Annotated in this window: 25 protein-coding genes and 1 tRNA gene; 15 read left to right on the top strand and 11 right to left on the bottom strand. The window is 48.8% G+C overall.

The features are described from left to right. Positions 1 to 4: 4 nt before the first annotated feature. The 4 genes from ruvC to ACFS7Z_RS24550 all read left to right on the top strand — a co-directional run bounded on the left by ruvC (position 5) and on the right by ACFS7Z_RS24550 (position 3,765). Positions 5 to 577, top strand: coding sequence for a crossover junction endodeoxyribonuclease RuvC (gene ruvC / locus ACFS7Z_RS24565; protein WP_377491128.1), 573 nt, complete (start codon positions 5 to 7; stop codon positions 575 to 577). A gap of 548 nt (positions 578 to 1,125) precedes the next feature. Next, positions 1,126 to 1,944 carry an MlaE family ABC transporter permease gene (locus ACFS7Z_RS24560; RefSeq protein ID WP_377491125.1) on the top strand — a complete coding sequence of 273 codons (819 nt, stop codon included), beginning with the start codon at positions 1,126 to 1,128 and terminating at the stop codon, positions 1,942 to 1,944. A gap of 3 nt (positions 1,945 to 1,947) precedes the next feature. Next, positions 1,948 to 2,727 (top strand): ABC transporter ATP-binding protein, encoded by a 780-nt coding sequence (locus tag ACFS7Z_RS24555; protein ID WP_377491122.1) that lies wholly within the window; start codon positions 1,948 to 1,950, stop codon positions 2,725 to 2,727. After that, the gene (locus ACFS7Z_RS24550; RefSeq protein ID WP_377491119.1) at positions 2,728 to 3,765 is read left to right on the top strand and encodes an MlaD family protein; all 1,038 of its coding nucleotides are present in this window, start codon (positions 2,728 to 2,730) and stop codon (positions 3,763 to 3,765) included. Between the two features lie 188 nt (positions 3,766 to 3,953). On the opposite strand, the gene ACFS7Z_RS24545 is transcribed toward ACFS7Z_RS24550, so the two are convergent. The 5 genes from ACFS7Z_RS24545 to rsmA all read right to left on the bottom strand — a co-directional run bounded on the left by ACFS7Z_RS24545 (position 3,954) and on the right by rsmA (position 8,560). Continuing rightward, positions 3,954 to 4,352 (bottom strand): HIT family protein, encoded by a 399-nt coding sequence (locus ACFS7Z_RS24545; protein ID WP_377491116.1) that lies wholly within the window; start codon positions 4,350 to 4,352, stop codon positions 3,954 to 3,956. A 3-nt stretch (positions 4,353 to 4,355) separates the two neighbouring features. Then, entirely contained in the window at positions 4,356 to 4,829 is a 474-nt protein-coding gene (gene greA, locus ACFS7Z_RS24540; RefSeq protein ID WP_377491113.1) for a transcription elongation factor GreA, read from the bottom strand. A 408-nt stretch (positions 4,830 to 5,237) separates the two neighbouring features. Further along, entirely contained in the window at positions 5,238 to 6,188 is a 951-nt protein-coding gene (locus tag ACFS7Z_RS24535) for an NAD(P)-dependent oxidoreductase (RefSeq protein ID WP_377491110.1), read from the bottom strand. 232 nt (positions 6,189 to 6,420) lie between these two features. After that, entirely contained in the window at positions 6,421 to 7,776 is a 1,356-nt protein-coding gene (gene mgtE / locus ACFS7Z_RS24530; RefSeq protein ID WP_377491107.1) for a magnesium transporter, read from the bottom strand. Between the two features lie 4 nt (positions 7,777 to 7,780). Next, positions 7,781 to 8,560, bottom strand: a complete 780-nt coding sequence (gene rsmA / locus ACFS7Z_RS24525) for a 16S rRNA (adenine(1518)-N(6)/adenine(1519)-N(6))-dimethyltransferase RsmA (protein ID WP_377491104.1) — start codon at positions 8,558 to 8,560, stop codon at positions 7,781 to 7,783. Positions 8,561 to 8,716: 156 nt separating this feature from the next. Between rsmA and ACFS7Z_RS24520 the strand changes: the two genes are divergently transcribed. The 6 genes from ACFS7Z_RS24520 (at position 8,717) to ACFS7Z_RS24495 (ending at position 14,179) form a co-directional block, all read left to right on the top strand. Beyond that, positions 8,717 to 10,150 carry a leucyl aminopeptidase family protein gene (locus ACFS7Z_RS24520; RefSeq protein WP_377491101.1) on the top strand — a complete coding sequence of 478 codons (1,434 nt, stop codon included), beginning with the start codon at positions 8,717 to 8,719 and terminating at the stop codon, positions 10,148 to 10,150. A gap of 7 nt (positions 10,151 to 10,157) precedes the next feature. After that, complete coding sequence (pdxA, locus tag ACFS7Z_RS24515) at positions 10,158 to 11,180, top strand: 4-hydroxythreonine-4-phosphate dehydrogenase PdxA (protein ID WP_377491098.1); 1,023 nt, start codon at positions 10,158 to 10,160, stop codon at positions 11,178 to 11,180. Between the two features lie 67 nt (positions 11,181 to 11,247). Further along, positions 11,248 to 11,793, top strand: coding sequence for a YceD family protein (locus ACFS7Z_RS24510; protein ID WP_377491095.1), 546 nt, complete (start codon positions 11,248 to 11,250; stop codon positions 11,791 to 11,793). 47 nt (positions 11,794 to 11,840) lie between these two features. After that, entirely contained in the window at positions 11,841 to 12,038 is a 198-nt protein-coding gene (rpmF, locus tag ACFS7Z_RS24505; protein ID WP_377491092.1) for a 50S ribosomal protein L32, read from the top strand. A 52-nt stretch (positions 12,039 to 12,090) separates the two neighbouring features. Further along, complete coding sequence (plsX, locus tag ACFS7Z_RS24500; protein WP_377491089.1) at positions 12,091 to 13,032, top strand: phosphate acyltransferase PlsX; 942 nt, start codon at positions 12,091 to 12,093, stop codon at positions 13,030 to 13,032. A 142-nt stretch (positions 13,033 to 13,174) separates the two neighbouring features. Further along, positions 13,175 to 14,179, top strand: coding sequence for a beta-ketoacyl-ACP synthase III (locus ACFS7Z_RS24495; protein WP_377491086.1), 1,005 nt, complete (start codon positions 13,175 to 13,177; stop codon positions 14,177 to 14,179). Positions 14,180 to 14,816: 637 nt separating this feature from the next. On the opposite strand, the gene ACFS7Z_RS24490 is transcribed toward ACFS7Z_RS24495, so the two are convergent. Next, positions 14,817 to 15,785 (bottom strand): DPBB and LysM peptidoglycan-binding domain-containing protein, encoded by a 969-nt coding sequence (locus ACFS7Z_RS24490; RefSeq protein ID WP_377491083.1) that lies wholly within the window; start codon positions 15,783 to 15,785, stop codon positions 14,817 to 14,819. Between the two features lie 9 nt (positions 15,786 to 15,794). Next, on the bottom strand, positions 15,795 to 16,574 hold the full coding sequence (locus ACFS7Z_RS24485) for a DUF4905 domain-containing protein (protein WP_377491080.1): 780 nt from the start codon (positions 16,572 to 16,574) through the stop codon (positions 15,795 to 15,797). A gap of 96 nt (positions 16,575 to 16,670) precedes the next feature. Here ACFS7Z_RS24485 and ACFS7Z_RS24480 point away from each other — a divergent pair, with 96 nt between their 5' ends. From ACFS7Z_RS24480 to kdsB, 3 genes are all read left to right on the top strand, one after another. Continuing rightward, entirely contained in the window at positions 16,671 to 18,026 is a 1,356-nt protein-coding gene (locus ACFS7Z_RS24480) for an NfeD family protein (protein ID WP_377491077.1), read from the top strand. 34 nt (positions 18,027 to 18,060) lie between these two features. Then, positions 18,061 to 18,402: a hypothetical protein gene (locus ACFS7Z_RS24475; RefSeq protein WP_377491074.1), complete on the top strand. Its 342-nt coding sequence runs from the start codon at positions 18,061 to 18,063 to the stop codon at positions 18,400 to 18,402. 344 nt (positions 18,403 to 18,746) lie between these two features. After that, the gene (gene kdsB / locus ACFS7Z_RS24470; RefSeq protein ID WP_377491071.1) at positions 18,747 to 19,481 is read left to right on the top strand and encodes a 3-deoxy-manno-octulosonate cytidylyltransferase; all 735 of its coding nucleotides are present in this window, start codon (positions 18,747 to 18,749) and stop codon (positions 19,479 to 19,481) included. A gap of 221 nt (positions 19,482 to 19,702) precedes the next feature. Here kdsB and ACFS7Z_RS24465 read toward each other — a convergent pair whose 3' ends face one another. The 4 genes from ACFS7Z_RS24465 to gap all read right to left on the bottom strand — a co-directional run bounded on the left by ACFS7Z_RS24465 (position 19,703) and on the right by gap (position 23,188). Then, a complete protein-coding gene (locus ACFS7Z_RS24465) occupies positions 19,703 to 20,050 on the bottom strand; it encodes a translation initiation factor (RefSeq protein ID WP_377491068.1) in 348 nt (115 codons plus the stop codon). Between the two features lie 2 nt (positions 20,051 to 20,052). Further along, the gene (locus tag ACFS7Z_RS24460) at positions 20,053 to 20,943 is read right to left on the bottom strand and encodes a diacylglycerol/lipid kinase family protein (RefSeq protein WP_377491065.1); all 891 of its coding nucleotides are present in this window, start codon (positions 20,941 to 20,943) and stop codon (positions 20,053 to 20,055) included. Positions 20,944 to 21,167: 224 nt separating this feature from the next. Further along, on the bottom strand, positions 21,168 to 22,019 hold the full coding sequence (locus ACFS7Z_RS24455) for a universal stress protein (RefSeq protein WP_377491062.1): 852 nt from the start codon (positions 22,017 to 22,019) through the stop codon (positions 21,168 to 21,170). A 176-nt stretch (positions 22,020 to 22,195) separates the two neighbouring features. After that, positions 22,196 to 23,188 carry a type I glyceraldehyde-3-phosphate dehydrogenase gene (gene gap / locus ACFS7Z_RS24450; RefSeq protein WP_377491059.1) on the bottom strand — a complete coding sequence of 331 codons (993 nt, stop codon included), beginning with the start codon at positions 23,186 to 23,188 and terminating at the stop codon, positions 22,196 to 22,198. A 177-nt stretch (positions 23,189 to 23,365) separates the two neighbouring features. On the opposite strand from gap, the gene ACFS7Z_RS24445 reads away from it, so the two are divergent. Next, positions 23,366 to 23,437: transfer RNA gene (locus ACFS7Z_RS24445), tRNA-Glu, on the top strand. Between the two features lie 990 nt (positions 23,438 to 24,427). After that, positions 24,428 to 24,569 (top strand): transposase (locus ACFS7Z_RS24440; protein WP_377485143.1); only part of this gene is annotated, 142 nt, incomplete at its 3' end.

Raw genomic sequence — 24,569 nt, 5'->3', positions numbered from 1 at the left:
ACCTATGGTTTACTCTTCCGCACTACCCCCTAACAAGTTTATTCTTGGCATTGACCCCGGCACGCAGGTAATGGGCTACGGCCTCATTGAGGTGACTGGTTCAAAGGTACAGGTAGTGCAGTATGGTGTTATCCATTTGAAGAGCTACAGCAACCACGCCATCAAGTTAAAGAAAATTTTTGACCGCATGATACAGCTCATCGACGAATACCTCCCCGATGAACTGGCTATCGAGTCGCCATTCTATGGCACAAACGTGCAAAGCATGCTGAAGTTAGGCAGGGCCCAAGGTGTGGCCATTGCCGCTGCCCTCTCCCGCGACATCCCGTATGTGGAGTATGCCCCAAAAAAGATAAAGCAGTCTATAACCGGAAACGGGAATGCTTCCAAGGAACAGGTGGCGAGCATGCTGATGCAAATCCTGAAAATACAGGACGCGCCAAAGCTGCTCGACGCAACCGATGCCTTGGGAGTAGCCCTTTGTCACCACTACCAGAAGGGCAACAATGCCAAGCAGGGCGGAAAGTCCTGGAAGAGTTTCCTTACCGACAACCCGGAGCGGCTGGCCAGCAAGTAAGAAAATTACAGCCGTTTCAGAAGCGCCCATTTAGGTTCTCACTGGTGCACACCATACCTCCCGCGCCACTTCCTTTAACCCACAGCAAGTCAGTGCTCTGACGAGCAACCGCTGCAGTAAATATGGAAGTACTTTTCCTCTTCTGCCCTTCCCTTACAGATTGCGTAAAGCAACTTTATCTTTTGGTTAATGCGACCATAGCCCTTATTTTTCCAAATACAGATACACCATAACTGTTCCAGTTAAGCCCAAATAGGGTGCTCGTTCTATTTGAAAATCAGCCTTTCCTGTACCTGCAGGTAACATCAGGGGAAGGCATACGTTAGGTTTGGTAGAAACAAAATTCGAAAAATACGCTGTTGGCTTTTCCAAGTATCATTTCAGCCATACATAAATTTCTGTTACATTTACGCTATTTCATATACAGCCGTCGTCTTTTAAACCCTGTGCTTCGCCGAAGTAGTAAGCAGAGGTGGCTTTTTTTTAGAAGATGAAGCCTGTTGTTACCGGTTTTATTACTGATAAAAACGGCCATCATTAAACAGCTAATGGATCAAAGAGATAAGAAGACAGATACCAGCACCCGAACGCGCCGCTACTTCGTTTCAAGAAGAGTAGACCGCTTCTTTCTGAATCTGTACCAGATCTGGGCTTTCAATGCCCGCTTTTTCAGGGAAGTACTCTTCCCGCCGTATGAGTTCAGAGAAGTCATCAAGCAATGCTATGAAGTTGGGGTCCGTTCACTCCCGCTCATTTCAATCACCGGATTCATCATAGGCATTGTATTCACAAACCAGTCCCGGCCATCCCTTGCAGACTTTGGGGCAACCTCCTTGTTACCTGCCCTTATTTCTGTGGCAATTGTGCGAGCCATGGGCCCGCTGGTTACCGCCATTATTGCTGCAGGCCGCGTCGGCTCCAGTATAGGGGCCGAGTTAGGCTCTATGCGCGTTACAGAGCAGATAGATGCTATGGAGGTATCGGCCACCAATCCCTTTAAGTTTCTGGTAGTAACACGTGTGCTTGCTACCACCTTCATGATCCCGGCCTTGACAATGTATACCACGCTGGTCTCGTTGTTGGGCGGCTACCTAAACGTGCACCAGAACGAGCAAACAACCATTACCACTTTCTTCACCCAGGTGTTCGATGCCGTTACGTTCCTTGACATCATTGCTTCTTCTGTGAAATCAGTTTTGTTCGGGTACACCATCGGCATGGTGGGTTGCTACAAAGGCTTTTACTCCTCCAAAGGGACAGAAGGCGTAGGAAAGGCCGCCAACACCTCAGTGGTTACAGCCATGTTCCTCCTCTTTATAGAAGAGCTTCTGGTGATGCAGGTAATTAATGCTATTCGGGGCATATAGACTATGACAGAGAAAGAACTAAATCCAAATATCGACAGAAGCAAGAAGGTTATCTCTATAAAGGGGCTTGAGAAAGCCTTCGACGATAACGTGATTCTGAGAGGGGTTGACCTGGATCTGTACAAAGGCGAAAACCTGGTCGTGCTGGGCCGTTCCGGAACAGGTAAGTCGGTATTGATAAAGATCATTTCAGGTTTGTTGCGTGCAGACTCCGGGGAAGTGAATGTGCTTGGGCAGGATGTCTGCTGCATCACACCCAAAGAAATGGATGCACTGCGGCTAAAGATCGGTTTCTCCTTCCAGAACAGCGCCCTGTACGATAGCATGACTGTGAAGGAGAATCTCGAATTCCCCCTGGTACGGCATGCAAAAGGCATGGGCCTGGCTGAAAGAGACAAACTAATCGATGTGGTACTGGATGCGGTAGGACTAAGAAAGGCTATCAACCAGATGCCCTCTGAGCTATCAGGCGGGCAGCGCAAGCGCATAGGCATCGCCCGCACCCTTATCCTGCGGCCAGACATCATGCTATATGATGAGCCCACAGCAGGCCTCGACCCTATTACGTGCATAGAGATCAATAACCTGATAAACGAGGTGCAACGGCGGTTTAACACCTCCTCCATTATTATTACACACGACCTTACCTGTGCCCGGGCGGTAGGCGACCGCCTGGTGATGCTGCTGGACGGGGAGTTTAAGCGGGAAGGTACCTTTGAGGAGGTTTTCGCTACAGATGACGAGCGAGTTCAAGCATTTTACAATTACAACTTTTCAGAATAAATGAGCACTGCAGATAATAAACGTTCTATCATAGTAGGAATTTTCGTGTTCCTGGGTATCGTGATTTTGGTAACCGCTATTTTCACACTGGCTGGTCAGCAAAAGCGTTTTATCAGTTCTATTTCCCTCAATGCTGTGTTCGATGATGTAGGGGGACTGAAGGCAGGAAACAACGTGTGGTTCTCCGGCGTGAAGGTAGGTACCGTTAAAAGAATACAGTTGTTTGACGAGGCACAGGTGCTGGTAACCATCAACGTGGAGGAAAGCGCACAAAAATATATCCGTAAAAACGCCGTTGCCAGGATCAGCTCTGAAAGCTTTATCGGAAACAAGACCATCGTGATTGAAGGAGGAACGCTGGAGGCGCCCCCTGTAGAAGATGGCGATAGGATTCTGGCAGTGAACCCGCTCGACACCGATGACCTGATGGAAACGCTGCAGCGGAACAATGAGAACCTGGTGGAAATTACAGGTGACCTGAAGCAACTGACTTCCAGGCTCGTGCAGGGGCAGGGCACCATCGGCAAACTGCTGACAGACTCTACCATGGCAAATGATTTTGAAGCGATGGTTAATAACCTGCAGCAGACCTCCCGAAACGCAGTTGGTGCATCTAGGGAACTGACGCAATTCACTTCTAAATTGAACACCTCTGGTGGCCTGGCAGATAACTTACTCACAGATACAACCGTCTATAGCCAGCTCAGAAGGTCTATGGCACAATTAGAGGAAGCGACTACCTCAGCAGCAGCCCTGGCAGATAACCTCCGCGAAACAAGCACCAAGCTCAATAATGAAAACAATGCCGTCGGTGTTTTGCTTAGCGATGAGGAATTTGCCCGCAACCTGAAAGGCACGCTTCAGAATCTGGAGACCAGCACAGAGAAGTTCGACGAGAACATGGAGGCGCTCCAGAGCAACATCCTGTTCAGGGGCTTCTTCAGGAAAAGAGCAAAGGAGGAAGCCAAACAGCTGGAAGAGCTACAGGAACAGCAACAGATACAGCCGCAGCAAATACAGCAGCCGCAGGAACAGTAATGGTTCAGCATATAAAAGAGAAAGGGCTGGCATGTAGTTACATGCCAGCCCTTTCTCTTTTAGGGACTTGCGTCTGTAATACTCTCAAATTCGTAAAACTACCTGGCTGTCTCAGAAAACTGTTGTTGAAAGCAAACATCAGCTGTAGTTAACTATTCTGACTATATGCTTTTATTACACGTCGGCCATCAGCCTTTGTAGGCAGCTTTAATTTTTTCTGCTGTTTCCTCAAACTCTTCCTTGGTGAACTTCTGCTTATTGGCAAAGTTCATGTCCTGCATGCTGTTCAGCGGGATAAGGTGTACATGTGCGTGCGGCACCTCCAGGCCTACCACCGCTACTCCGATTCGTTTGCAGGGAACGGCCTTTTCAACAGCAACTGCCACTTTTTTGGCAAAAGCCATCAGGCCAAGGTACAGGTCATCTTCCAGGTCGAAGAGGTAGTTAATCTGTTGCTTCGGTATTACCAGTGTATGGCCTTTGGTAGTAGGGAACACATCTAAGAAGGCGAGGTAGCGGTCGTCTTCTGCTATTTTATAAGCAGGAATCTCGCCGTTCACAATCTTTGTGAATATCGAAGTTTCCATGGCTTAGCGGCTTATCTCTAATATTTTAAACTCAATTTTACCGGCAGGCACCGTAATCTCGGCTACATCGCCCACCGACTTACCCAGCAGGCCTTTTCCGATGGGCGACTTTACAGAGATTTTGCCTGCCGCCAGGTTCGCCTCTTCTTCCGCCACCAGGATATAATCTACCACCATGTTGTTCTTCAGGTTCTTCAGCTTCACCTTCGACAGGATCAGCGCTTTGCTGGAGTCCAGGTTTGACTCGTCAATCAGGCGGGCGTTACCGACAATCTCTTCCATTTTGGCAATCTTCAGCTCGAGGTGGCCCTGTGCATCTTTTGCGGCATCGTACTCCGCATTCTCACTCAAATCACCTTTGTCGCGCGCTTCAGCCAGCTGCCGCGCCACCTCTGAACGGCCTTTTGTTTTGAGCTCAGCCAGTTCGTCTTTCAGTTTCTGCAAACCCTCTGCTGTGTAATAGGAAATCTTGCTCATAGTAGTTCTAACGTTTAAAACACAAAAGCAAAAAGAACGGTTATGGCCTGCATAACCGTTCTTTTTGCCAACTATTTAAGTTTCTTTAATTAATCTTCGTGGCGGCAGGCATCGTGTAATGCACAGCCGACAACGTATAACATACGTTTTGAATTAATCCGACAATATAGCCATGGGCAACTCCCAAAGGCTCGCTGTTTAGCAAATATACAAAATTTGGAACACAAGTAGCAAGGGGCTAAAATTATTGTTGGTTGTTGGTTGCTGGTTGTTGGTTGTTGGTTGTTGGTTGTTGGTTGTTAAGTTATATGTTTAGATGGTGCAATAGATTCTGTATCGAAACTTCGTGTTGTCTTTGGCATGCTTTGCTCCATCCCTCCCGTAACAAACAGTCCCGGCAATCAAAAACTAAAAACCGGCAACCAATGCTTTGATTTTCTCCACCAGCACCTCGTTTATTTTGATGTAAGACTCATGCGTCCAGCCGGCAATATGTGGTGAGAGTATAACATTGGCAGCAGCAGCCAGGTAACTGAAGTTCTCCTGCTGGGAAGCGGTAAGCGTCTGCAGCTTTTCGTTTTCCAGCACATCGAGGGCAGCTCCTTTTATTTTACCGGACTTCAGGTGCTCCACAAGTGCTGCCTGGTCCACCACGTCTCCACGGGAGGTGTTCAGGAACCAGATTGGCTTCCGGAAGCCACTGAAGAAGGAAACATCGGCTAAGCTGAGGTTTTCTGGTATGTAGGGTATGTGCAGGCTCACAATATCTGCTTCGGCCTGTATGTCTTCTAAAGAGGCACGCTGCACAGGGGCACAAACGTTATCAGGTGCAAACCGGTCGTAAGCCAGGATGCGGCAGCCAAAGCCACCTAGCACACGGGCAAAGCTCTGCCCCATATTGCCATACCCGATAATGCCTACTGTCTTACCGCTCACTTCTTCGCCCCTGTTCTCCTCCCGCAGCCATACCTTCTCCCGCACCTGCTTGTCGCTGCGGCTAATGTTCCGCACCAGCGACAGAAGCAACCCTAGCGTAAACTCCCCCACCGCCTGCCGGTTTCCCTCGTTTGCCCCCAGCAGGGCAATGCCCCGCTCCTGCAGCGCCTGTGCGTCTATGTTATCAACGCCTGCCCCTGCCCTTGCTACAAACTTCAGCTGACCTGCCAGTTCCAGGTTACCGGCTGTGATGTGCATTTTGCTCCGAAGAATCAAACCGTCGAAACCCGCTAAAGCTTCCCGAACGTCAGCCGGTTTGATATCAGGCCTGTAATCCGCCTCGGCTCCAATGCGTTCCAGCAGTGGAAAAATGCTGGGGTGAATTTCGTCGATGATCAGTATTTGCGTAGCGGGTGAAGCCATATAACAACGAGTATAGTTTGATTCGGCTGTAATTTATATGCTCTCAGGGAAGATACCAAGTTCCGGTTAGCTGGAAGAGCCTGACCAGCCTTAGGCAGACCAGGTAAAGTACCCCAATTATAGTTGGCAGGAAGAAAGCCTCTCCCTCTTCTCTGGTGCAGAAGACATCTAAGCATTTCTCTTATATCAGCTGCTGCTACTCCGCACATGGGTTCTTATAAACATTCTGCTCCTACAGACTATACAGCATGTGCGCAACTCCAAAGTAGATGGCAAGCCCCAACAGGTCGTTGGCGGTGGTGATAAAAGGGCCTGCCGCCACGGCTGGGTTAATGCCGAACTTGTCCAGGATCATTGGTGTAATAGTACCCATCAGGGAGGCCAGTATCACTACGGAGAAAAGTGCTACTGACACCACCAGGGACAACTTCAGTTCATGCCGGAAAAGGTAGGAAAAGGCAAAAACGAGTATGGAGATAATAAGGGCATTGAGTAGCGCGACCAGCACCAGCTTTAGTATTCGCTGCGCAAAATTCTCGAATATGACCGTGTTAGACGAAAGCGTTTGGATGATGATGGACGAAGACTGTATACCCACGTTTCCGCCTGTTGCTGTAATGAGCGGTACAAAAAGAGCCAGGGCAGGCAGTATGGCAATATCGGCCTCAAACACACCCATAAACTGTGCTGCCAGCAGACCGCCCACCATGCCGATAATGAGCCAAGGCAGGCGTGAACGGGAAATGCGTAACACGCTGTCGTCCTCTTCCACGTTCTCTGTGATACCCGTCATCAGCTGGCGACTCAGCTCTGCCTGCTCCTGCATCACGTCTACCACGTCGTCAATCGTGATACGGCCTAACAAGCGTCCCTGAATGTTCACCACAGGTATTGCCTCCAGGTCATAACGCTGCATCACGTTCACCACCTCGCTTTCGTCTCGGAAAGACTCTATCGAAATAACGTCCGGGTTATAGATTTCTCTTACAGGTGTGTCGTCCGGGGAAAGCAGCAGTCGCTTCACGCTCACCCGCCCTACCAGTTTGTCGCGATTTTCAGTAACGTACACAGTGTAAATGCGCTCCACGTTTTCGGCCTGCCTGCGAATCTCCTCGATACAATGCCGCACGCGCCAGTTCAGGTTTACTTTAATAAGCTCCTTTCCCATCAGGCCACCCGCGCAGTCTTCCTCGTAGTGCAGCAGGTCCAGGATGTGCTCGGCCTTCTCTTCGTTGTCCAGCAGGGCAATCACTTCCTCCCGCGTCTGCACCGACTGCTCGTTCAGAATGTCCACCGCATCGTCGGAGTCCATCAGGTTTATGTAGCGGGCTATTTCAGCACTTGTAAAGTGTCCCAGGAAGTCTGTGCGGATGTCGTAATCGAGGTCGCTGAGGATTTCGGCCCCCACCTCTGGGGGCAGCAGGTCCATCACGTACTTCGACTCGTTTGTATCCAGCTCATAGAGCACGGTGGTGATGTCGGCCGGATGCATCTCGGCCATGGTGCCCAGAATAAAGTCGCTATCTTTTCGTTCGATAGCCTCCTCCACCTCTTCAATGTACTCGCGCGTAATCTCTACCTGCTGCATTGTGTTAGGTATTCTGCTCTACTAGTTGCGTTAGGGCCACAAAATCAGCTACAGAAAGCTGCTCTGCCCGCTTGTCGAAAACAGGCTGTGCGGTTACCTCCGGAGGAAGGTTAAAACTGCGGAGAGAGTTGCGCAGCGTTTTGCGCCGCGTACCGAAGCCCAGCTTTACCACTTGCTTAAACAGCACTTCATTGCAATCCAGCCGCTCCACCTCATTCCGTACCAGGCTGATAACAGCCGATTTTACTTTTGGCGGTGGGTGGAACACATGCTCGTGCACAGTGAACTTGTAATCTATCGTATAAAAAGCCTGCAGCAGTACACTCAGTATACCGTAAGCCTTAGACCCCGGGGGCGAGGCCAGCCGCTCTGCCACCTCCTTCTGAATCATACACACCACTTCCGGCACCACATCGCGGTGCTCCAGCACCTTGAAGAATATCTGGCTGGAGATGTTATAAGGAAAATTTCCGATGATGGCGAACCTGCCCGGGAACAGGCTGCTCAGGTCTGTCTTCAGGAAGTCGGCAGAGATGATGCGGTCTCCCAGCACCGGGAAATGCTCCTGCAGGTAAGCAATGGATTCTCGGTCAATGTCCAGCACGGTGGTGCGGTACTCCGGGTGCTGCAAAAGGTACTGCGTGAGCACACCCATTCCCGGCCCTATCTCCAGCACATCCTTCACCTCATGGGGCAGTATCAGCTGGTCTACAATCTTTACCGCTATGTTTTGGTCTACCAGGAAATGCTGGCCCAGGTGCTTCTTTGGACTTACTTTGCTCAAGTGGTGCTTTTTTAAGGATTCGAACTCAAAAATATACTTCCTGGCTCAATTGCGTTATGTCAAAAATGTATGTCAGCTACAAATCAGCAGCAGCAGCAGGTTTTCGGTTTACGTATTATACTTACTATATTGCAGGCTCAAAGATACAAACGACAGATGCCAACACAACTGAAATACGATACAAGCTTACGTAATAATACTGATCTGGCTATTATTGTAACCAAAGACATGATAGCCCAACTGTCAGAACTGCAGCCGGAAGAGCAGCAGTATGTACAACAGCAGGTGGAGCAGGAGGCAAATTTAATCTCCCTGAACCGCTACTCGCACCGCATATACGTGGTATTGGCACCTGACGGCAAAACAGAGTCCTTAAAAAATGAAAAGCTGCGCCAGTCAGGTCATGCCCTGCTCAAGCAACTTAAAAACGACAAAACAGCCCACATCACTGTTCTGGATAAAACTGAAACTGAAGCAAGCCTGTACCTGGCAGAAGGCCTGTACCTGAGTAACTACCAGTTTCAGAAGCATAAAACAAAAGACGCCAAACCCAGCCCGGTTCAAACCATTACGGTTGCAGATGAAAAAGTAAGTGAGCAGGCCGTACAGGAACTGTCTACTGTACTGGAAGCAGTATATAAAGTGCGCGACCTCGTAAATGAGCCACACAGCCACCAAACTGCCACACAGCTGAGCGAAGAGCTGGATGCCTTAGGTCAGGAGGCAGGCTTCACAACACAGGTATTGGATCTCATCAAAATCCAGTCGCTGAAAATGGGAGGGTTAATTGCCGTGAACCAGGGAAGCGAGGAACCTGCTACATTCAACATACTGGAATATAAGCCGGAGAACGCGAAGAACAGCAAGCCTTATGTACTGGTTGGAAAAGGTGTTGTTTACGATACAGGCGGCTTAAGTCTGAAGCCGACACCAAACTCCATGGATTACATGAAGTCTGACATGGCCGGGGCCGCCGCCGTTACAGGAATTCTCTATGCTATAGCCAAAAACAAGCTTCCGCTGCACGTGATATGCCTTATACCCGCTACCGACAACCGCCCGGGTGGCAATGCGGTGGCACCTGGCGATGTGATTACGATGCATAACGGCATGACAGTGGAAGTGCTGAACACCGATGCCGAGGGCCGCCTGATACTGGCCGATGCCCTGAGCTTTGCCAGGAAATATGATCCGGAACTGGTAATTGACTTCGCTACCCTGACAGGCTCCGCCATGCGTGCTGTAGGCAAAGAGGGATTAGTGGTGATGGGCACAGCAGCCGACGAGGTGATGGCCGCTTTGAAACAGGCTGGAGACAACGTATACGAACGCACAGTAGAATTCCCGCTGTGGGATGAATACAAGAAGCAACTGGAGTCTGACATAGCCGATCTAAAAAACCTGGGCGGTGCGGACGCAGGGCACATAACGGCTGGCAAGTTCCTGGAGTCCTTCACCTCCTATCCTTGGGTGCATTTTGATATTGCGGGCACAGCTTACCTGCACAGCGAAGACTCCTACCGCGGCAAACTGGCCACTGGTTCAGGTGTACGCCTGGTTTACAATTACCTAAGCGCACTGGCTCGATAACGACACAATGGATAATAGATTTAAGATAAAACTCGGTATCAGCATCGGCGACACCAACGGCATCGGGCCAGAGGTTGTGATTAAAACCCTTGCAGATCAACGCATCCTCAACTTTTGCACTCCTGTTATATACGCTTCAGCTGACCTGCTGAAACAGGTAAAGGAAGGCCTTCGGGAAGACCACTTTCAGTTTCAGCAAGTGGACTCGGCGCAGGCATTGGTGCCCCGCAAGGTGAACGCCATTGCCTGCTGGGAGCACGAACTGGAGGTAACACCGGGCAATCCGACACCTGCATCAGGCAAGGCTTCCTTAGACTCCCTGCAGGCAGCCTGCAGGGATTTGAAAGCCGGACTGCTGGACGGACTTGTAACAGCTCCTATAAATAAAGACAACATTCAGTCAGAAGATTTCCGCTTTCCGGGGCATACCGAGTTCCTGACATCATACTTTGATGCTCCCGAGAGCCTGATGCTGCTCGTGAGCGAAGGCCTGCGGGTAGCCACCGTAACGGGCCATATGCCTGTGAAAGACGTCTCTGCCAAGCTAACGGAAGAACTCCTGATCAGGAAAATGACCATTCTGCTGGACTCCCTGCAGAAGGACTTCGGCATTTTGAAGCCCCGCATCGCTGTTCTTGGGCTCAACCCGCATGCCGGGGAGCAGGGCCTGCTGGGGTGCGAGGAAGTAGAGATCATTCGCCCTGCTGTGCTGCACATGAAAGACCGCGGGTACCTGGTGTTTGGCCCCTACCCTGCCGACGGCTTTTTCGGAATGCGCCAGTTCCAGCAGGTGGATGCTGTACTGGCCATGTACCACGACCAGGGACTTATTCCGTTCAAGACGCTGGCCTTTGAGAGTGGGGTGAACTATACAGCCGGTTTGCCGATTGTGCGCACCTCCCCGGACCATGGTACTGCCTATGACATTGCTGCAAAGCACACTGCCAGTGAAACCTCTTTCAGGGAAGCGCTGTTTCTGGCCTACGACATTATCAGAAAGCGCCAGGCGGCGGCAATGCCGGCAGTATAAATAGGACAGAATATTTTATTTCTCAGAAATATGTTCTAATTTTGCGTCTTGCAATAAAAAGTCGAGTGTGAAAAAGGAAAGAGACTACGAAATCGGCATTGCCAAACTCAGCAACAAGACGCACTTGTATGAGTTTGAACTGGATGATTCCTTCTTCGATCTTTTTGGAAGAGACCTCATCCTGGGCGGCAACTTAATTGCACATGTGGAGTTGGATAAGACAGAGTCTATGCTGACTTTCCACATCGATATTAAAGGGCAAGTTCGCCTTACCTGCGACAGAAGCCTGGATGAATTTGATTATCCGATTGATGTACAGGGCACATTCCGCATCAAATACGGTGATGAAAACGCCGAACTTGATGATGATCTGTGGCAGATAACGTCAAACACGCAGTCCATCAACATTGCGCAGCACCTGTATGACTACATTGGGCTGGCTGTGCCGATGAAGAAGCTGCACCCGCGCTTTGTGGAGGAAACGGACGAAGAGGACGATAAGCAGGGAGATATCCTGATTTACTCCTCCCGCAACACGACAGAAAGCGATGAGGATGACGATGACGACGAGGATGTTGACCCGCGCTGGGATGCCCTCCGGAACCTGAATTAATGAATTTAAGAAGTATAAAATAAACACACGTTAATTACTAACAACAAATGGCACATCCTAAACATAAGATTTCGAAGACCAGAAGAGACAAGAGAAGAACGCATTACAAACTCTCTGAGAAAGCCATTGCCCTTTGCCCGACTACGGATACTCCTCACCTGTACCACCACGCTTATGTGGTAGAAGGCGACCTGTACCACAAAGGCAAGCTGGCAATCAAAAATTATACAGCTAACGCGCAGTAAGTTTAGCCTGCTTTAGTTTTAGTTCTGTATAATCCCCAAACACTCCCTGTAAATGAGAATCGCTTTAGACGCCATGGGCGGCGATTTTGCACCTGAGGCTATTGTCAAGGGTGCCATAATGGCTGCGCAGGAGCTAAAAAATGATGAGGTTATCCTGCTCATTGGTAAGGAAGACGTTATTCATTCGCAGCTCAAAGAAAACGGTTACACAGGCAGCAGCATCTCGGTGATGCATGCTTCCCAGGTAATTGACATGGGTGAGCACCCTACCAAAGCACTGACACAGAAGCCTGACTCCAGCATCGCGGTTGGTTACGGCTTGTTAAAGGCTCACAAAGCAGATGCTTTCTGCAGTGCCGGCAACACGGGTGCCATGCTGGTGGGTGCCATGTTCAGCGTTAAAGCGGTTGAAGGTGTACTGAGACCATCCATTGCAAGCTTTGTTCCGAAGCTGAGCGGAGGCCTTGGTGTGATACTGGATGTTGGAGCTAATGCCGACTGCAAGCCGGAGGTACTGGAGCAGTTCGGTGAGTTGGGTTCTCTTTATGCTGAGCATGTGCTTGATATAAAGAAGCCGAAGGTTGGCCTGATGAACCTTGGAGAAGAGGAAGGCAAAGGCACCGTGAACACACAGGCCGCTCACCAGCGCCTGAAGGTGAACAGGAACATCAACTTTATAGGTAACATCGAAGGACGTGACCTTTTCAATGATAAAGCAGATGTAATTGTGTGCGACGGCTACACAGGAAACATTATCCTGAAAATGGCAGAGTCGCTTTACGATATCCTGAGCAAGAAAGGGATAGAAGACCCCTTCTTCGACAAGTTCAACTACGAAGCTGCCGGCGGAAGCCCTATTCTGGGTATAAACGGAAATGCGGTGATAGGCCATGGTGTATCCAGCCCGAGAGCTGTGTGCAATATGATCCTGCAGGCCCAGAAGATGGCAGCATCAAATCTTTCAGAACGGTTTAAGAAAAACTATAGCAATTAAGATCACCTCCTGCAGCGTGATTTACATTATAAAGCTGGCATAATCTGTATCGGTGATTCTTTTTAAGAAACTGGCAGTTTATGCCAATTTTTTTTAGTTAAATTGCCCCCCTTAATCATCATTACCATAAGAATAATCAGAAATGACTAAAATTACTGCTGCTATAACAGGCGTGAGTGGCTACGTCCCGGAATATGTGCTCACCAACAAAGAACTTGAGACATACGTCGAGACGAATGATGAATGGATAACATCCCGCACTGGCATAAAAGAGAGACGGATTCTGAAAGGTGAAGACATGGGCACCTCCCAGATAGCCGTACCGGCAGTAAAAGAATTGCTCAGGAAAACGAATACCAATCCTGAAGATGTTGACATGCTGATTTGTGCCACGACAACCCCGGACATGGTGTTCCCGGCAACAGCCAACCTCATCACAGCTGAAGTGGGCGCAGTGAACGCCTTCGGTTACGATCTGCAGGCAGCCTGCTCAGGCTTCCTGTTTGCCCTGGCCACCGGTGCTAAATTTGTGGAGTCTGGCCAGTATAAAAAAGTGGTGATTGTTGGGGCTGATAAAATGTCCTCCATCGTGGATTACACTGACAGAGCAACCTGCATTATTTTTGGCGACGGCGGTGGCGCTGTGCTACTGGAACCAAATACAGAGGGTCTGGGCATACAGGACCAGGTGCTGAAGTCTGATGGCACCGGAGCCCCCTTCCTGCACATGAAAGCAGGCGGCAGCCGCAGACCTGCCACCCACGAAACAGTAGAGGCACGGGAGCATTTTGCCTTTCAGGAGGGGCAGCAGGTATTTAAGTTTGCTGTTAAAGGCATGGCAGATGTATCTGCAGAAGTTATGGAACGCAATAACCTAACAGGAGACGACGTGGCCTGGCTGGTGCCGCACCAGGCAAATAAGCGCATTATTGAGGCTACCGCTAACCGCATGGGCCTGAACAACGATAAAGTCATGCTGAACATCCACAAATACGGCAACACGACCAGCGGCACTATTCCACTTTGCCTGTGGGAGTATGAAAGCCAGATGAAGAAAGGGGATAATATTATTCTCGCAGCTTTCGGTGGTGGCTTTACATGGGGTTCTATTTACCTGAAGTGGGCTTACGATACAAAGGAGGACTAAAACAGCATCTATAGATATAGGTAAAGGCGGCTTCTGAAGGGCCGCCTTTTTCGTTTTGCTGTCAACAGGATTACTTGCCCCCTGCTTTTAATTGCGCAAGTTTTCCAACTTGTGTCTTGGAATGATGTCGAGTTTGTAACTCGACTTGACCAGCGGCATAAAAAAGCTCACACTTATAGAGCGCGTGCGATGATAGTTGAATAACAATGCAGCCCTGACATATGTATGTGTTCCTCGTTAAAGGTGCTAGGAATGGGTATAAGTTATGTTTTAATATCACATGAATCTGCCGTAGCTACGGCTTATCCAGTGCCTTCTCACCTATAGTTTCATTTTATCTGTCTTGTGCTCTCTAGGCCGAGAGGCCTCGTCTTTGGGCATCGCGCTGGGAGTTTTTTGCGCCAGGGCGCTGCCGCGCGAGCGGCACCAAAAATCTCCAAAGGCGCTCAACCCAAAGACTGGAAACTCATTCACTTCGTGCTGACAGATTCTGCAGTGTGTATAGAAGAAATACTTTTGCTTTGTCATGCAGTGGTGGAATTTTAGAATGGTGTCTGGTACTTGTACCTGTAAAAGCAGCAGGGCCCTGTGTAATTGAATACACAGGCCCTGCTGCTTTAGGCTATGCTCGTGATAACTACGGCATGTAGGATACATCTACCCTGAACCTGGAGTCGAGGGCTCCGAGCTTCTGATAGGCCTTCTTGGAGATGCGCACAACGACTTTATCGTTTGCTCCTGTCTCTGGTAGTTTGCCAATTACGCGCACATATACAACCTGTCCGTTCATGGCGTTCTTCACCTGCATAATCGTGCCTACAGGCGCAGTCTTATGAAGGGCCAGGTACTTGTTGGTATCTGCCTTCGGATCGATCATTTCGGCCATACCACTTTCTACTATTTTTTTTACGCCAGAGGCACTTTCTTCAGCGTCTTCCTCTGCTACTGCTGGTGCTGTAGCGGCCGTTGTAACCGGAGCAGGCGCTGAAATACCAGAGGAGGCTGTGGTGGTAACAGGTGTAGTTACCGTCTCAGTAGATTTTGCCTGCACCATCTCATCATCTGCTTCAGGCATGTATACCGGCTGCTTCGTTGCCTGCGCTGCACCTTTTCCTACTATAAGCTTGGAGCCAACGCTAATGCTGTTATCCGGCAGATTGTTCCAGCGTTTGATATCTTCCACGCCCACGCCATGCATCTTGGAGATGGAATAAAGCGTCTGTCGTGGCTCTACCGTATGTATTTTATTCCCTCCCTCGTTCACCGTATAGGTGCGGCTGCTGGCAGCAGGGGCAGCCGGCGTTGCCTTTGCAGCTGATGCTACAGCATTAGATGGAAAGGACTTGCGGGGAATCAAAACGACTTCACCAATCTTGATGGTCGTTTCAACGGTTGGGTTTGCTTCTACTATTTGAGAAACCGGCACGCTGTACTTCCTGGAAAGTGCATAAAGGGTTTCTTTCGGGTCTACTTTGTGCTGCACAAAGAGCTTCCCATTTTTGCGCTCCACACCTATAGAATCACGAACAACCGACACATCGAGGGCGTTGGCTGAAAACGAGAGAAGGGGTGCTACTAAGAGGGCGGTGAAAAAAGTTCGTACCATGGCTAAAATCTACTTGGCTGAAAGTCGATGTACCTCTAAAAGGACTTTATTCCGAATAAAGTATAAATCGTGCATAAAGATAAAAAAAGTATCCGAACCAATGCCACTTAATCCGTCTGCGAGTTGCTCTTTTAACCTTAAATTTCCCTCCAGGTCAAACACAGCAATATAATTTTTCAAAGTGTCGCCGGCTTCCTGTTCATAATAGCTAATGACCAGTGCCGCCTCCGTTTCGGCATACTCAATGCCTTTTACTGCTTCTGTGTTCAACTGCGTTTTCAGAAAGTCCTTTAAATCGTCGTAGTAAGGTTCTCCTTTAAGGTAGAGCGCCGGAAAAACAGTATCGCTGAAGCGGTTGTTGCTAAAGCCAGACACTTCTTCTGCTGCCTGCAGTTGCGGAACGGCTGTTTTAAGTGTTCTGCCGGTATGCAGCTGCAGCTCCTGAAAGGGCGTATCGGGTGCAGCGGCGGGATAAGCCAGTATTCCAGCTGCAGAGAAGCCATAGAAAGCAAGCTCAGACGTCTCCCACAGTACATCCCCTGTGTCAGCAGCAATAGCCTTGATGCCTTTGTGCTGCCCTATCTTGCGGTCGCCGTATCCGTGCAGGAAAAGAATGCCCTCTTGTGCATCCTCCAGCCCCTGCCACCAGTTCTGAACCTGTGGCAGGGGCAGCTGCTTTAAGCTGAAAACAGAGGCATCCAAGGTATAGAAGGAGGCCAGCAACAGATCAGCATCGCGCACTTCCAGTGCCAGCAGGCTGGCAGCAGTATCGAGGCGGATGCGCCACACTGCAGCGCCAAAATCGTATTTAAACTGTAGCGGAAGAATATGCCGTTAAATTTTAGTATCTTATCTCCATTATCGGACATCAACAGCCCCTAATTTATGAAAACCATTCCAAAGCATGAGCATTTCCTGGGCACGTATCTGCTACTCTGCTTTTTTATGCTGCCGCTGTTTACATCTGCTCAAACCAGCAAGCCGAAGGTATTCGTGATGGAAGTAAAGGCGGAGATAGACCCTCGTACCAACCGCTATACCAAAATGGCTCTGGAGAGAGCGACAGAGGTGGACGCAGATCATGTGCTGCTGGTAATGGACACTTTCGGCGGTGCGTTGCAGGACGCAGACGAAATCAGGAAACGCATCCTGAATTATCCGAAGCCTGTGTATGCCTTCATCGATAACAATGCCGCCTCAGCAGGCGCCCTAATTTCACTTGCCTGCGACAGCATTTACATGTCGCCAGGGTCCAGCATAGGTGCCGCCACGGTAGTGGGTGCTGACGGACAGGCAGCCCCGGGCAAATACCAGAGCTACATGCGCTCCATTATGCGCGCGACAGCTGAAGCCAACAACCGCGATCCGCACATGGCAGAAGCGATGGTAGAGCCCAGTGTTGACAGTACGCTCTCTGCGGGTCAGGTGCTCACGTTAAGTACAACAGAGGCGTTGAAGTATGATTTCTGCGATGGGGTGGCCACAGATGTGGAAGGTGTTCTGGCAGAACTGAACTTAATGAATGCCGAGGTCATTTACTACGAGACCAGTGTTACCGATGATATCATTTCTTTTTTCCTCAATCCCTTCATCAGCGGTATCCTGCTTTTGATTATTGTAGGAGGCCTTTACTTTGAGTTACAGACGCCGGGCATCGGCTTTCCACTGTTAGCCGCTATTGTAGCCGGCCTTTTTTACCTTGTGCCCTATTACTTAACCGGGCTGGCAGAGAACTGGGAGATCCTGATGTTTGTAGCTGGCTTCATTCTGATAATGCTGGAAGTCTTCGTGATTCCTGGCTTTGGTGTTACGGGCATCAGTGGTATCCTGCTGGTCGTGTGCTCCCTGGTGCTGATGATGCTGAACAACTACAACTTCGACTTTACGTTTGTGCCCTCTGATAACCTGATGAAGAGTCTCATTTCAGTGGTGTTGGGCATTGTTGGCGCGGGAATACTCATTGCGCTCAGTTGGAACAGGCTTGTCAGCAGCACTGCCATGGACCGGGTGGTACTCAAGAACAGCTTCCACAGCAAAGAAGGCTACCGCTCTGCCAGCACTGCGGAGCACCTGGTGGGCAAAACAGGCTTTGCCCACACACGCATGACACCCACCGGCCGGGTGATGATTGACGACACCTTGTATGATGCCCAGGCGCGCGATGGTTTTATAGAAAAGGGAGAAGCAGTGCAGGTGATTGACCACAGTACCTTTTCGCTTCGGGTAAAGAAGGTTAGCTAACACCGGTTCTGACGATAACCTATGGTTCTTTTCCATGAAATTTAACCTGCTCAGAATTACGCTGGTTACCGCTGTTGCAGCATCCCTGGGAAGCTGCCAGACGCAGGCCGGAAATGACCATGAGACGGCTACGGCCACCCTGCTTTGGACAGGGGAAGTAGCCGCAGATGGGTGCGGCTTTGAAGTGATGATAGACGGAAAGAAATATTTACCAGCCAATGAAGCCGCCATTGATGATGCTTTCAAAAGCAGCGATAGCACACGGGTGCAGCTGGAGTTTGTAAGGCTGCAGGAACAGATTGACCGCCGCTGCGGTATGTTGCCCCAGCCCCGCATTATGGATGCCGTTCGTGTCATTTCCATAACGCCGCTTTAGGATTCGTTCTGATACCTTCCGGTTAGTCTGACGCTACATTTTCCTCAAAAACAGGCACTGCAGATAAAAGCGCAAAAGACCTATAAGAGGAGAATTCATCCTCTGCTTTCTACCTTTTCTTCCCTCCTGCTGCTGGATTCCTGCAATTAAGCCAAAGCAGCATGCCTATCCGTAATATTTTCCAGTTGAGGTAAATGTAATGGCACCATTCATGAAGAAAGCAGCTATGCTTTTACTCCGGCTTTGCTCCTGATTTCTTCGCATAATTCGGAATTAAACCAAGTGTTTCTGTAAATTTGGAGAGCAGCTACTACGTCAGTAGCAGGTTCAAAAGCAGAGACAAGATGGATGTTTTAGGAATCATTCCGGCACGCTATGCCAGCACCCGCTTCCCGGGAAAACCGCTCACCGATATCAAAGGCAAAAGCATGATTCAGAGGGTGTACGAGCAGGCACAAAAGTCCGGATTATCAGAAGTGCTGGTGGCTACAGATGACCAGCGCATAATGGAACATGTGGAAGGTTTTGGGGGAAAGGCTGTGATGACGGCAGCACACCACCAGAGCGGCACCGACCGCTGCTTCGAAGCCTACCAGTTGCACAATGCTCCCTACGAGTACATCATCAACATTCAGGGGGACGAGCCATTTATTAAGCCTGAGCAGATTGATTTAGTATCTTCCTGCTTTCAAAAGCCACAGACACAGTTGGCCACGCTCATAAAGAAAATAGATTTCCCTGAAGAGCTTCATAATGTGAACGCACCCAAAGTGGTTATCAACCAAAACAAAGAGGCCTTATACTTCAGCCGCCAGCCTATCCCCTACTGCCGCAACGTGCCCCACGACATCTGGCATCAGCAACATACCTACTACAAGCACATTGGCATTTACGGCTACCGGGCAGACATACTGGAGCAGATAACGCAACTGCCGCCTTCCGCCTTAGAACTTGCTGAATCGCTGGAGCAACTGCGCTGGCTGGAGCACGGCTTCCGCATCACCACCGCCCTCACCGAGTTCGAAACCATCGGCATTGATACACCCGAAGACCTTCTAAAGGTGCAACAGCACCTTTAGGAATTAAGAATTCCGGGTTTCGAATTGTTTTTAGTGAAAAGGGATATGAACCCCGAGGCCACTCTAATTGCCTTTCGGTTATGAGAGTGGCCGCTGTGTGTGGTGTTGATGGGAACAGGCAATGTACAGGCAAAGCTAAAACAGTAAAAGGCTATACTTCTTTCAAAAGCTACTTGCTGTATTACTCCCCTCCATTCGTTACCCGGAATTCGTAATTAAACCTAGCCTCCCGCTTTTTTTACTTTGTAGCCGGCTGCCTGTAGTACTTGCAAGGCTTTGTCGCGGAAATCACCTTGGATAAGGATTTCGCCATCTTTAGCAGAGCCGCCTACCCCACATTTGCTTTTCAGCATTTTGCCCAGTTCTTTCAGGTCCTCCTCTGTTCCCACAAAGCCAGCCACCAGCGTGACCTGCTTTCCGCCCCTCGACTTTTTATCCAGCATCACCTTCAGGTTTTGCTGTTGAGGAGGCAGCGTTTCTGCAAATTGCCCCTGGTCGTACTCATAGTTAAAATCAGAGTTTGTAGAGTAGACCACTCCCTGGCGACCTTTCTTGTTTTTATCTTTCATCTTTACTCTTTTTTTGGGATAACCACTCTCAATGACAAAGGCTGTACATGCACATCGAACGCAGACACCTTCCCAACATACTCACCATCCGCATGAAACATCATCGGCTCTTCCGTTTCTACTTTTATGTGTTTTGTCTTGAAGTACTCGGCACTGTCGGCATGTGCCAGCTGGTTGGTAAGCATGCAGTAGCTGAGGTTTAGCGCTTTAATCAGGTCCAGCCTTCGCACCAGGCAAACATCCAGGAGCCCATCCTCAATGTCGGCTTCCGGGGCTATATAGGCGTTGTTACCGTATTGGGCAGCATTGGCAAACGCCATGACAAAGCAATCTGTATCCAGCTCTCTCCCGTTGATGCTCACGTTTACAGGCAGGTGCTTGTAGTTGCGTACCTCCTTCATAATCAGTTCAACATAGCTCTGCAAGCCCCGCTTTTTACTTCCGGCAAAAACAGAGCTGATGTAGGCGTCAAAGCCAATGCCCGCCGTGGTAACAAAAGGGTGGTCGTTTATGGTGCCGCTGTCTATGGCAGTGACATGCCCTTCATTCAGTACACGCAGCGCGCCTTCCGGGTCCATAGGAACTTTCAGGTGGCGCGCCAGACCGTTTCCAGACCCTCTCGGAAGAATGGCCATAGCCGTATCTGTGTGCAGAAGCCCGCGTGCTACTTCATTCACGGTACCATCCCCCCCCACAGCAACCACAGTTTTACATCCCTTTTCCGCTGCCTCCCTGGCAAGCTCCGGGGCATGGCCCGCATAAGCAGTATAAACAATCTCGTGGCTGTACTTCTGGTGGTTGAGATGCAGCCTGATGCGTGCTGCCACATCCACTTTACTTTTTGGGCCAGAGGTCGGGTTAATGATGAAACGTATATCCGGGTGTTTGCTCATGCTTTTGGCCTTTGGGCTGCTACAAAATTACCTTTTCCGGGCAAGAATAAAAAGGCGCCGCACTTCGTGCAAGGATGATTAACCATTCGGAATGATGGGTTAGGAATTGCCCATTTCGGGGAGGCAGCACCTGGCCTGGTAAGGTACAACTCCCCTCCTTGTTTCAGGAGAAGTCAGGGGCAGTTAAGTTTTTTCTCTTCAGGCTACTACTCCTGCCCCACTGCCTACTTCAACTGAAAGGTTAGTACCGGAATAGAAGTATGGTTGACAAGGTCTTCGGCAATACTTCCGCTTAACAGGTGAGACAGGCCGGTTCTGCCGTGGGTCGCCATCATGATAAGGTCAGCGCGTATGTCATTTGCAAAATGCAGGATGCCATCCTCTTCAATGACATCATTGTATATGTTCACGCTGTAGTTCTGCAGGTTATACTTCTTGGCAGTGTCTTCCAACTTGCTAAACAGGTTGCCACTCGACTCAAAGGCACCGGGCGTGTTGATGTAAACAAGGTGCAAGCGGGCGCCGAACAAAGCCTGAAAAGATTTAAAACGCTCCATAGCATGTCCTACTTCTCTTTTAAAATCAGAGGCAAGCACAACTTCACGCACGTTGAAATCCGGGTGCCGGTGCTTTACAGTTAGTACCGGACACTCTGCTGTGCGCACCACCTTTTCTGTGTTAGAGCCGATCAAAAATTCGTCTAAGCCGCTGGAGCCTTTTGAGCCCATCACCACCAAATCTACGTTGTCTTCCTTTATTGTTCTCTTGATTTTGCTGATTGGTCTGTCCACATCCAGTTCCTGCACAACAGGCACTCCCTCGTGATCTACTGATTTTAAGAATTTATTCATCTGCACCTTCATCGCCTCCATCAGTTGCAGCACATACACCTGCTGCATGTTGTTTCCGGTGAGCACATCGCCGGTAGCACTAAAGCTGGGTGAATAAGAAACACTCTCCACCACGTGTAGCAGCTTGATGCCAGTTCCTGCTTTACGGGCAACAGATACGGCCACTTCATATGCGTGATGTGCCTCTTCTGAAAAATCTGTGGGTACTAATATTCTTTTCATCATAAAGGTTAGGTTTGGAGGTTTAACTACAGAGTAAAAGTATCGCTCTATTCTAATATTACAGATGATATTTATCACTTTATACTCCTGTGCCTGCAAGTAGTTTAGCAGTTGTACAAAACAAAAGCCCACCTCTTGCGGGATGGGCTTTGCCTTTATTTTCAGAAGGTTATTATTGCTTAACCAACAAGCGTAATCAGATCAGCAGCACGGTTAGAGTATCCGGCCTCGTTATCATACCAACCAACTACTTTTACAAGCGTTCCGTTAGCAGAAGTCATTTCTGAATCGAAGATACAGGAGTGCGTGTTGCCCACGATATCTACTGAAACAATCGGATCTTCTGTATACTCCAAAATACCTTTCATTTCGCCTTCAGCAGCCTTTCTCATGGCAGCGTTGATCTCTTCTTTTGTTACCTCTCTTTTCAGAATACAGGTAAGGTCAGTCAGAGAGCCATCCGGAATAGGAACACGCATGGCTACGCCATCCAACTTGCCTTTCAGGTGAGGCAACACAAGACCTACGGCCTTGGCAGCACCTGTAGAAGTTGGCACAATAGAAAGCGCAGCAGCACGTGCTCTGCGCAGGTCTTTGTGCGGTGCATCCTGCAGGTTCTGGTCAGCAGTGTAAGCATGCACGGTAGTGATATATCCTTTTTCCATTCCAAAGGCATCGTCCAGCACTTTCGCCATTGGCGCAAGGCAATTTGTAGTACAAGAGGCGTTCGAGATAAGGTTATCGTCACCTGTCAGTACATCCTGATTTACACCAAGCACAACAGTTTTAACATTACCAGTGGCAGGAGCTGAGATAACCACTTTGCGGGCACCAGCCTCTAGATGCGCACCGGCGCTCTGGTCGTCTGTGAAACGGCCGGTAGACTCCAGCACCACGTCGACTCCTAACTTGCCCCAAGGCAGGTTCTTTGGATCACGCTCAGCAGTAATTTGAATTTCCGTACCATTTACTACAATACCGGTTTCGGTGGACTTTACAGTGCCGTTGAATCGTCCGTGTACAGAATCATATTTCAGCAGATGCGCCAGCGTCTTCGTATTTGTAAGGTCGTTGATAGCAACTACCTCTACATTTTCTTTTTCAAGCAGCGCCCTAAATGTAAGTCTGCCGATACGGCCAAAGCCGTTAATTGCAACTTTAATTTTAGACATGATATCTAGTTCTTTTAAGTTTTATTTATTGATGCGAAGTTACACTATACCATATTGTAAAACCAATATTTTTTTTATACTGATTTAGAAGCGCTTACGTTTTAATTAAAAAAAATAAAATCAGATGTTTTGCCGGAAGCAAAATAGCCGTATCTTTGCACCGCAATACAGCAACATGGCCCGTTCGTCTAGGGGTTAGGACGCTAGATTTTCATTCTAGTAACAGGGGTTCGATTCCCCTACGGGCTACACTAAACGCCTCCAGATAGCTCTGGAGGCGTTTTTTCATTTGCTTCGGACACTATTCGGACACTAAAACCGCCACCTGTAGATTTTACACCTCTCGATTTAGCCAAATACTACTTCTTTGGAGGGTAAAGCTTCTGTTGTTTACCTTATTCTCTTTGGTGCCCTCCCCTATTATTTGCCTTTAGATAAATCTATCTACTAGCCTTTGACACACTGTTCATGATACTATGTACGGTCTCACTTACTCATCTCTTAAAACCAATCATTAGTTTAATTTTTGAGACGGCAATATGAGACGCCATACAGGCTCTAGGGGCAGATTCAGCTGAAGGTTCCACGATGTCAAAATTCCCACGTTTTTTGATGTATGCAAAATGACTGACTAGTGCTGATAAAATTTGGGGCTATTTGAAACATATGTACGACACTTTTTTTTAATACATTACGTATAATTAATAAAATATTTTTTATAATATTTCAAGCAAACAGTAAGGTTACATCATCATTTAAACTAGCCTCACCCTGTACACTCTTCCCACTCCTAAATAAATTAGGTTCAGTCTTTCCTTTGTTTTTGATAAAAGATTTCATTTCACAACCTCCTGATTATTACGAAAACATATGAATCATCCTAGTCTATAGCAATAGCTTGTCTATAATGGCTGCGGCTGTTCTTTTTCCCACTGTCTTTGAGCCACTGCGGTTTTGTAGCAACAGGGTAAACAAATCAAAATAATCTAACCTTCGGAGGAAATGGTATTGATCTTCTATCCTCTCTTCAACAGACAAACGATGGAGGCTACAACTTATATGGTTACTCCTTTTCAGATGCTAATAGGGATAAAATTCAACATTGAGAGAAAGTGCTGATTATATGGTAGCTAAGTTGCAGGAAGAAGTATGCGCTCCTCTGACCTCCCCCCGAAAAACCGGACCGTTGTAAAGTAGAGAAAGCGGGCAATAATCGTATAGTCTTAAAAGCGAATTGCCATGAAGAAATCAAAGTTCACCGAGGCGCAGATCATCTTCGCCATCAAGCAAGCAGAGACGGGTGTCAAGGTAGAGGAGGTGTGCCGCAAGATGGGCATCTCGGATGCCACCTTCTACAACTGGAAGAAAAAATACGGTGGTT

It is taken from the genome of Pontibacter toksunensis, from assembly GCF_042686245.1.
GTDB lineage: Bacteria > Bacteroidota > Bacteroidia > Cytophagales > Hymenobacteraceae > Pontibacter > Pontibacter toksunensis.
Note: the sequence above shows the minus strand (reverse complement) of the source record. Positions and strands in the feature narration are given on the sequence as shown.

Excerpts from the sequence above, each read along its gene's own strand:
- ruvC (WP_377491128.1), top strand. The coding sequence starts at position 5 with ATGGTTTACTCTTCCGCACTACCCCCTAACAAGTTTATTCTTGGCATT.
- ACFS7Z_RS24560 (WP_377491125.1), top strand. The coding sequence starts at position 1,126 with ATGGATCAAAGAGATAAGAAGACAGATACCAGCACCCGAACGCGCCGC.
- ACFS7Z_RS24555 (WP_377491122.1), top strand. The coding sequence starts at position 1,948 with ATGACAGAGAAAGAACTAAATCCAAATATCGACAGAAGCAAGAAGGTT.
- ACFS7Z_RS24550 (WP_377491119.1), top strand. The coding sequence starts at position 2,728 with ATGAGCACTGCAGATAATAAACGTTCTATCATAGTAGGAATTTTCGTG.
- ACFS7Z_RS24545 (WP_377491116.1), bottom strand. The coding sequence starts at position 4,352 with ATGGAAACTTCGATATTCACAAAGATTGTGAACGGCGAGATTCCTGCT.
- greA (WP_377491113.1), bottom strand. The coding sequence starts at position 4,829 with ATGAGCAAGATTTCCTATTACACAGCAGAGGGTTTGCAGAAACTGAAA.
- ACFS7Z_RS24535 (WP_377491110.1), bottom strand. The coding sequence starts at position 6,188 with ATGGCTTCACCCGCTACGCAAATACTGATCATCGACGAAATTCACCCC.
- mgtE (WP_377491107.1), bottom strand. The coding sequence starts at position 7,776 with ATGCAGCAGGTAGAGATTACGCGCGAGTACATTGAAGAGGTGGAGGAG.
- ACFS7Z_RS24520 (WP_377491101.1), top strand. The coding sequence starts at position 8,717 with ATGCCAACACAACTGAAATACGATACAAGCTTACGTAATAATACTGAT.
- pdxA (WP_377491098.1), top strand. The coding sequence starts at position 10,158 with ATGGATAATAGATTTAAGATAAAACTCGGTATCAGCATCGGCGACACC.
- rpmF (WP_377491092.1), top strand. The coding sequence starts at position 11,841 with ATGGCACATCCTAAACATAAGATTTCGAAGACCAGAAGAGACAAGAGA.
- plsX (WP_377491089.1), top strand. The coding sequence starts at position 12,091 with ATGAGAATCGCTTTAGACGCCATGGGCGGCGATTTTGCACCTGAGGCT.
- ACFS7Z_RS24495 (WP_377491086.1), top strand. The coding sequence starts at position 13,175 with ATGACTAAAATTACTGCTGCTATAACAGGCGTGAGTGGCTACGTCCCG.
- ACFS7Z_RS24490 (WP_377491083.1), bottom strand. The coding sequence starts at position 15,785 with ATGGTACGAACTTTTTTCACCGCCCTCTTAGTAGCACCCCTTCTCTCG.
- ACFS7Z_RS24480 (WP_377491077.1), top strand. The coding sequence starts at position 16,671 with ATGAAAACCATTCCAAAGCATGAGCATTTCCTGGGCACGTATCTGCTA.
- ACFS7Z_RS24475 (WP_377491074.1), top strand. The coding sequence starts at position 18,061 with ATGAAATTTAACCTGCTCAGAATTACGCTGGTTACCGCTGTTGCAGCA.
- kdsB (WP_377491071.1), top strand. The coding sequence starts at position 18,747 with ATGGATGTTTTAGGAATCATTCCGGCACGCTATGCCAGCACCCGCTTC.
- ACFS7Z_RS24465 (WP_377491068.1), bottom strand. The coding sequence starts at position 20,050 with ATGAAAGATAAAAACAAGAAAGGTCGCCAGGGAGTGGTCTACTCTACA.
- ACFS7Z_RS24460 (WP_377491065.1), bottom strand. The coding sequence starts at position 20,943 with ATGAGCAAACACCCGGATATACGTTTCATCATTAACCCGACCTCTGGC.
- ACFS7Z_RS24455 (WP_377491062.1), bottom strand. The coding sequence starts at position 22,019 with ATGATGAAAAGAATATTAGTACCCACAGATTTTTCAGAAGAGGCACAT.
- gap (WP_377491059.1), bottom strand. The coding sequence starts at position 23,188 with ATGTCTAAAATTAAAGTTGCAATTAACGGCTTTGGCCGTATCGGCAGA.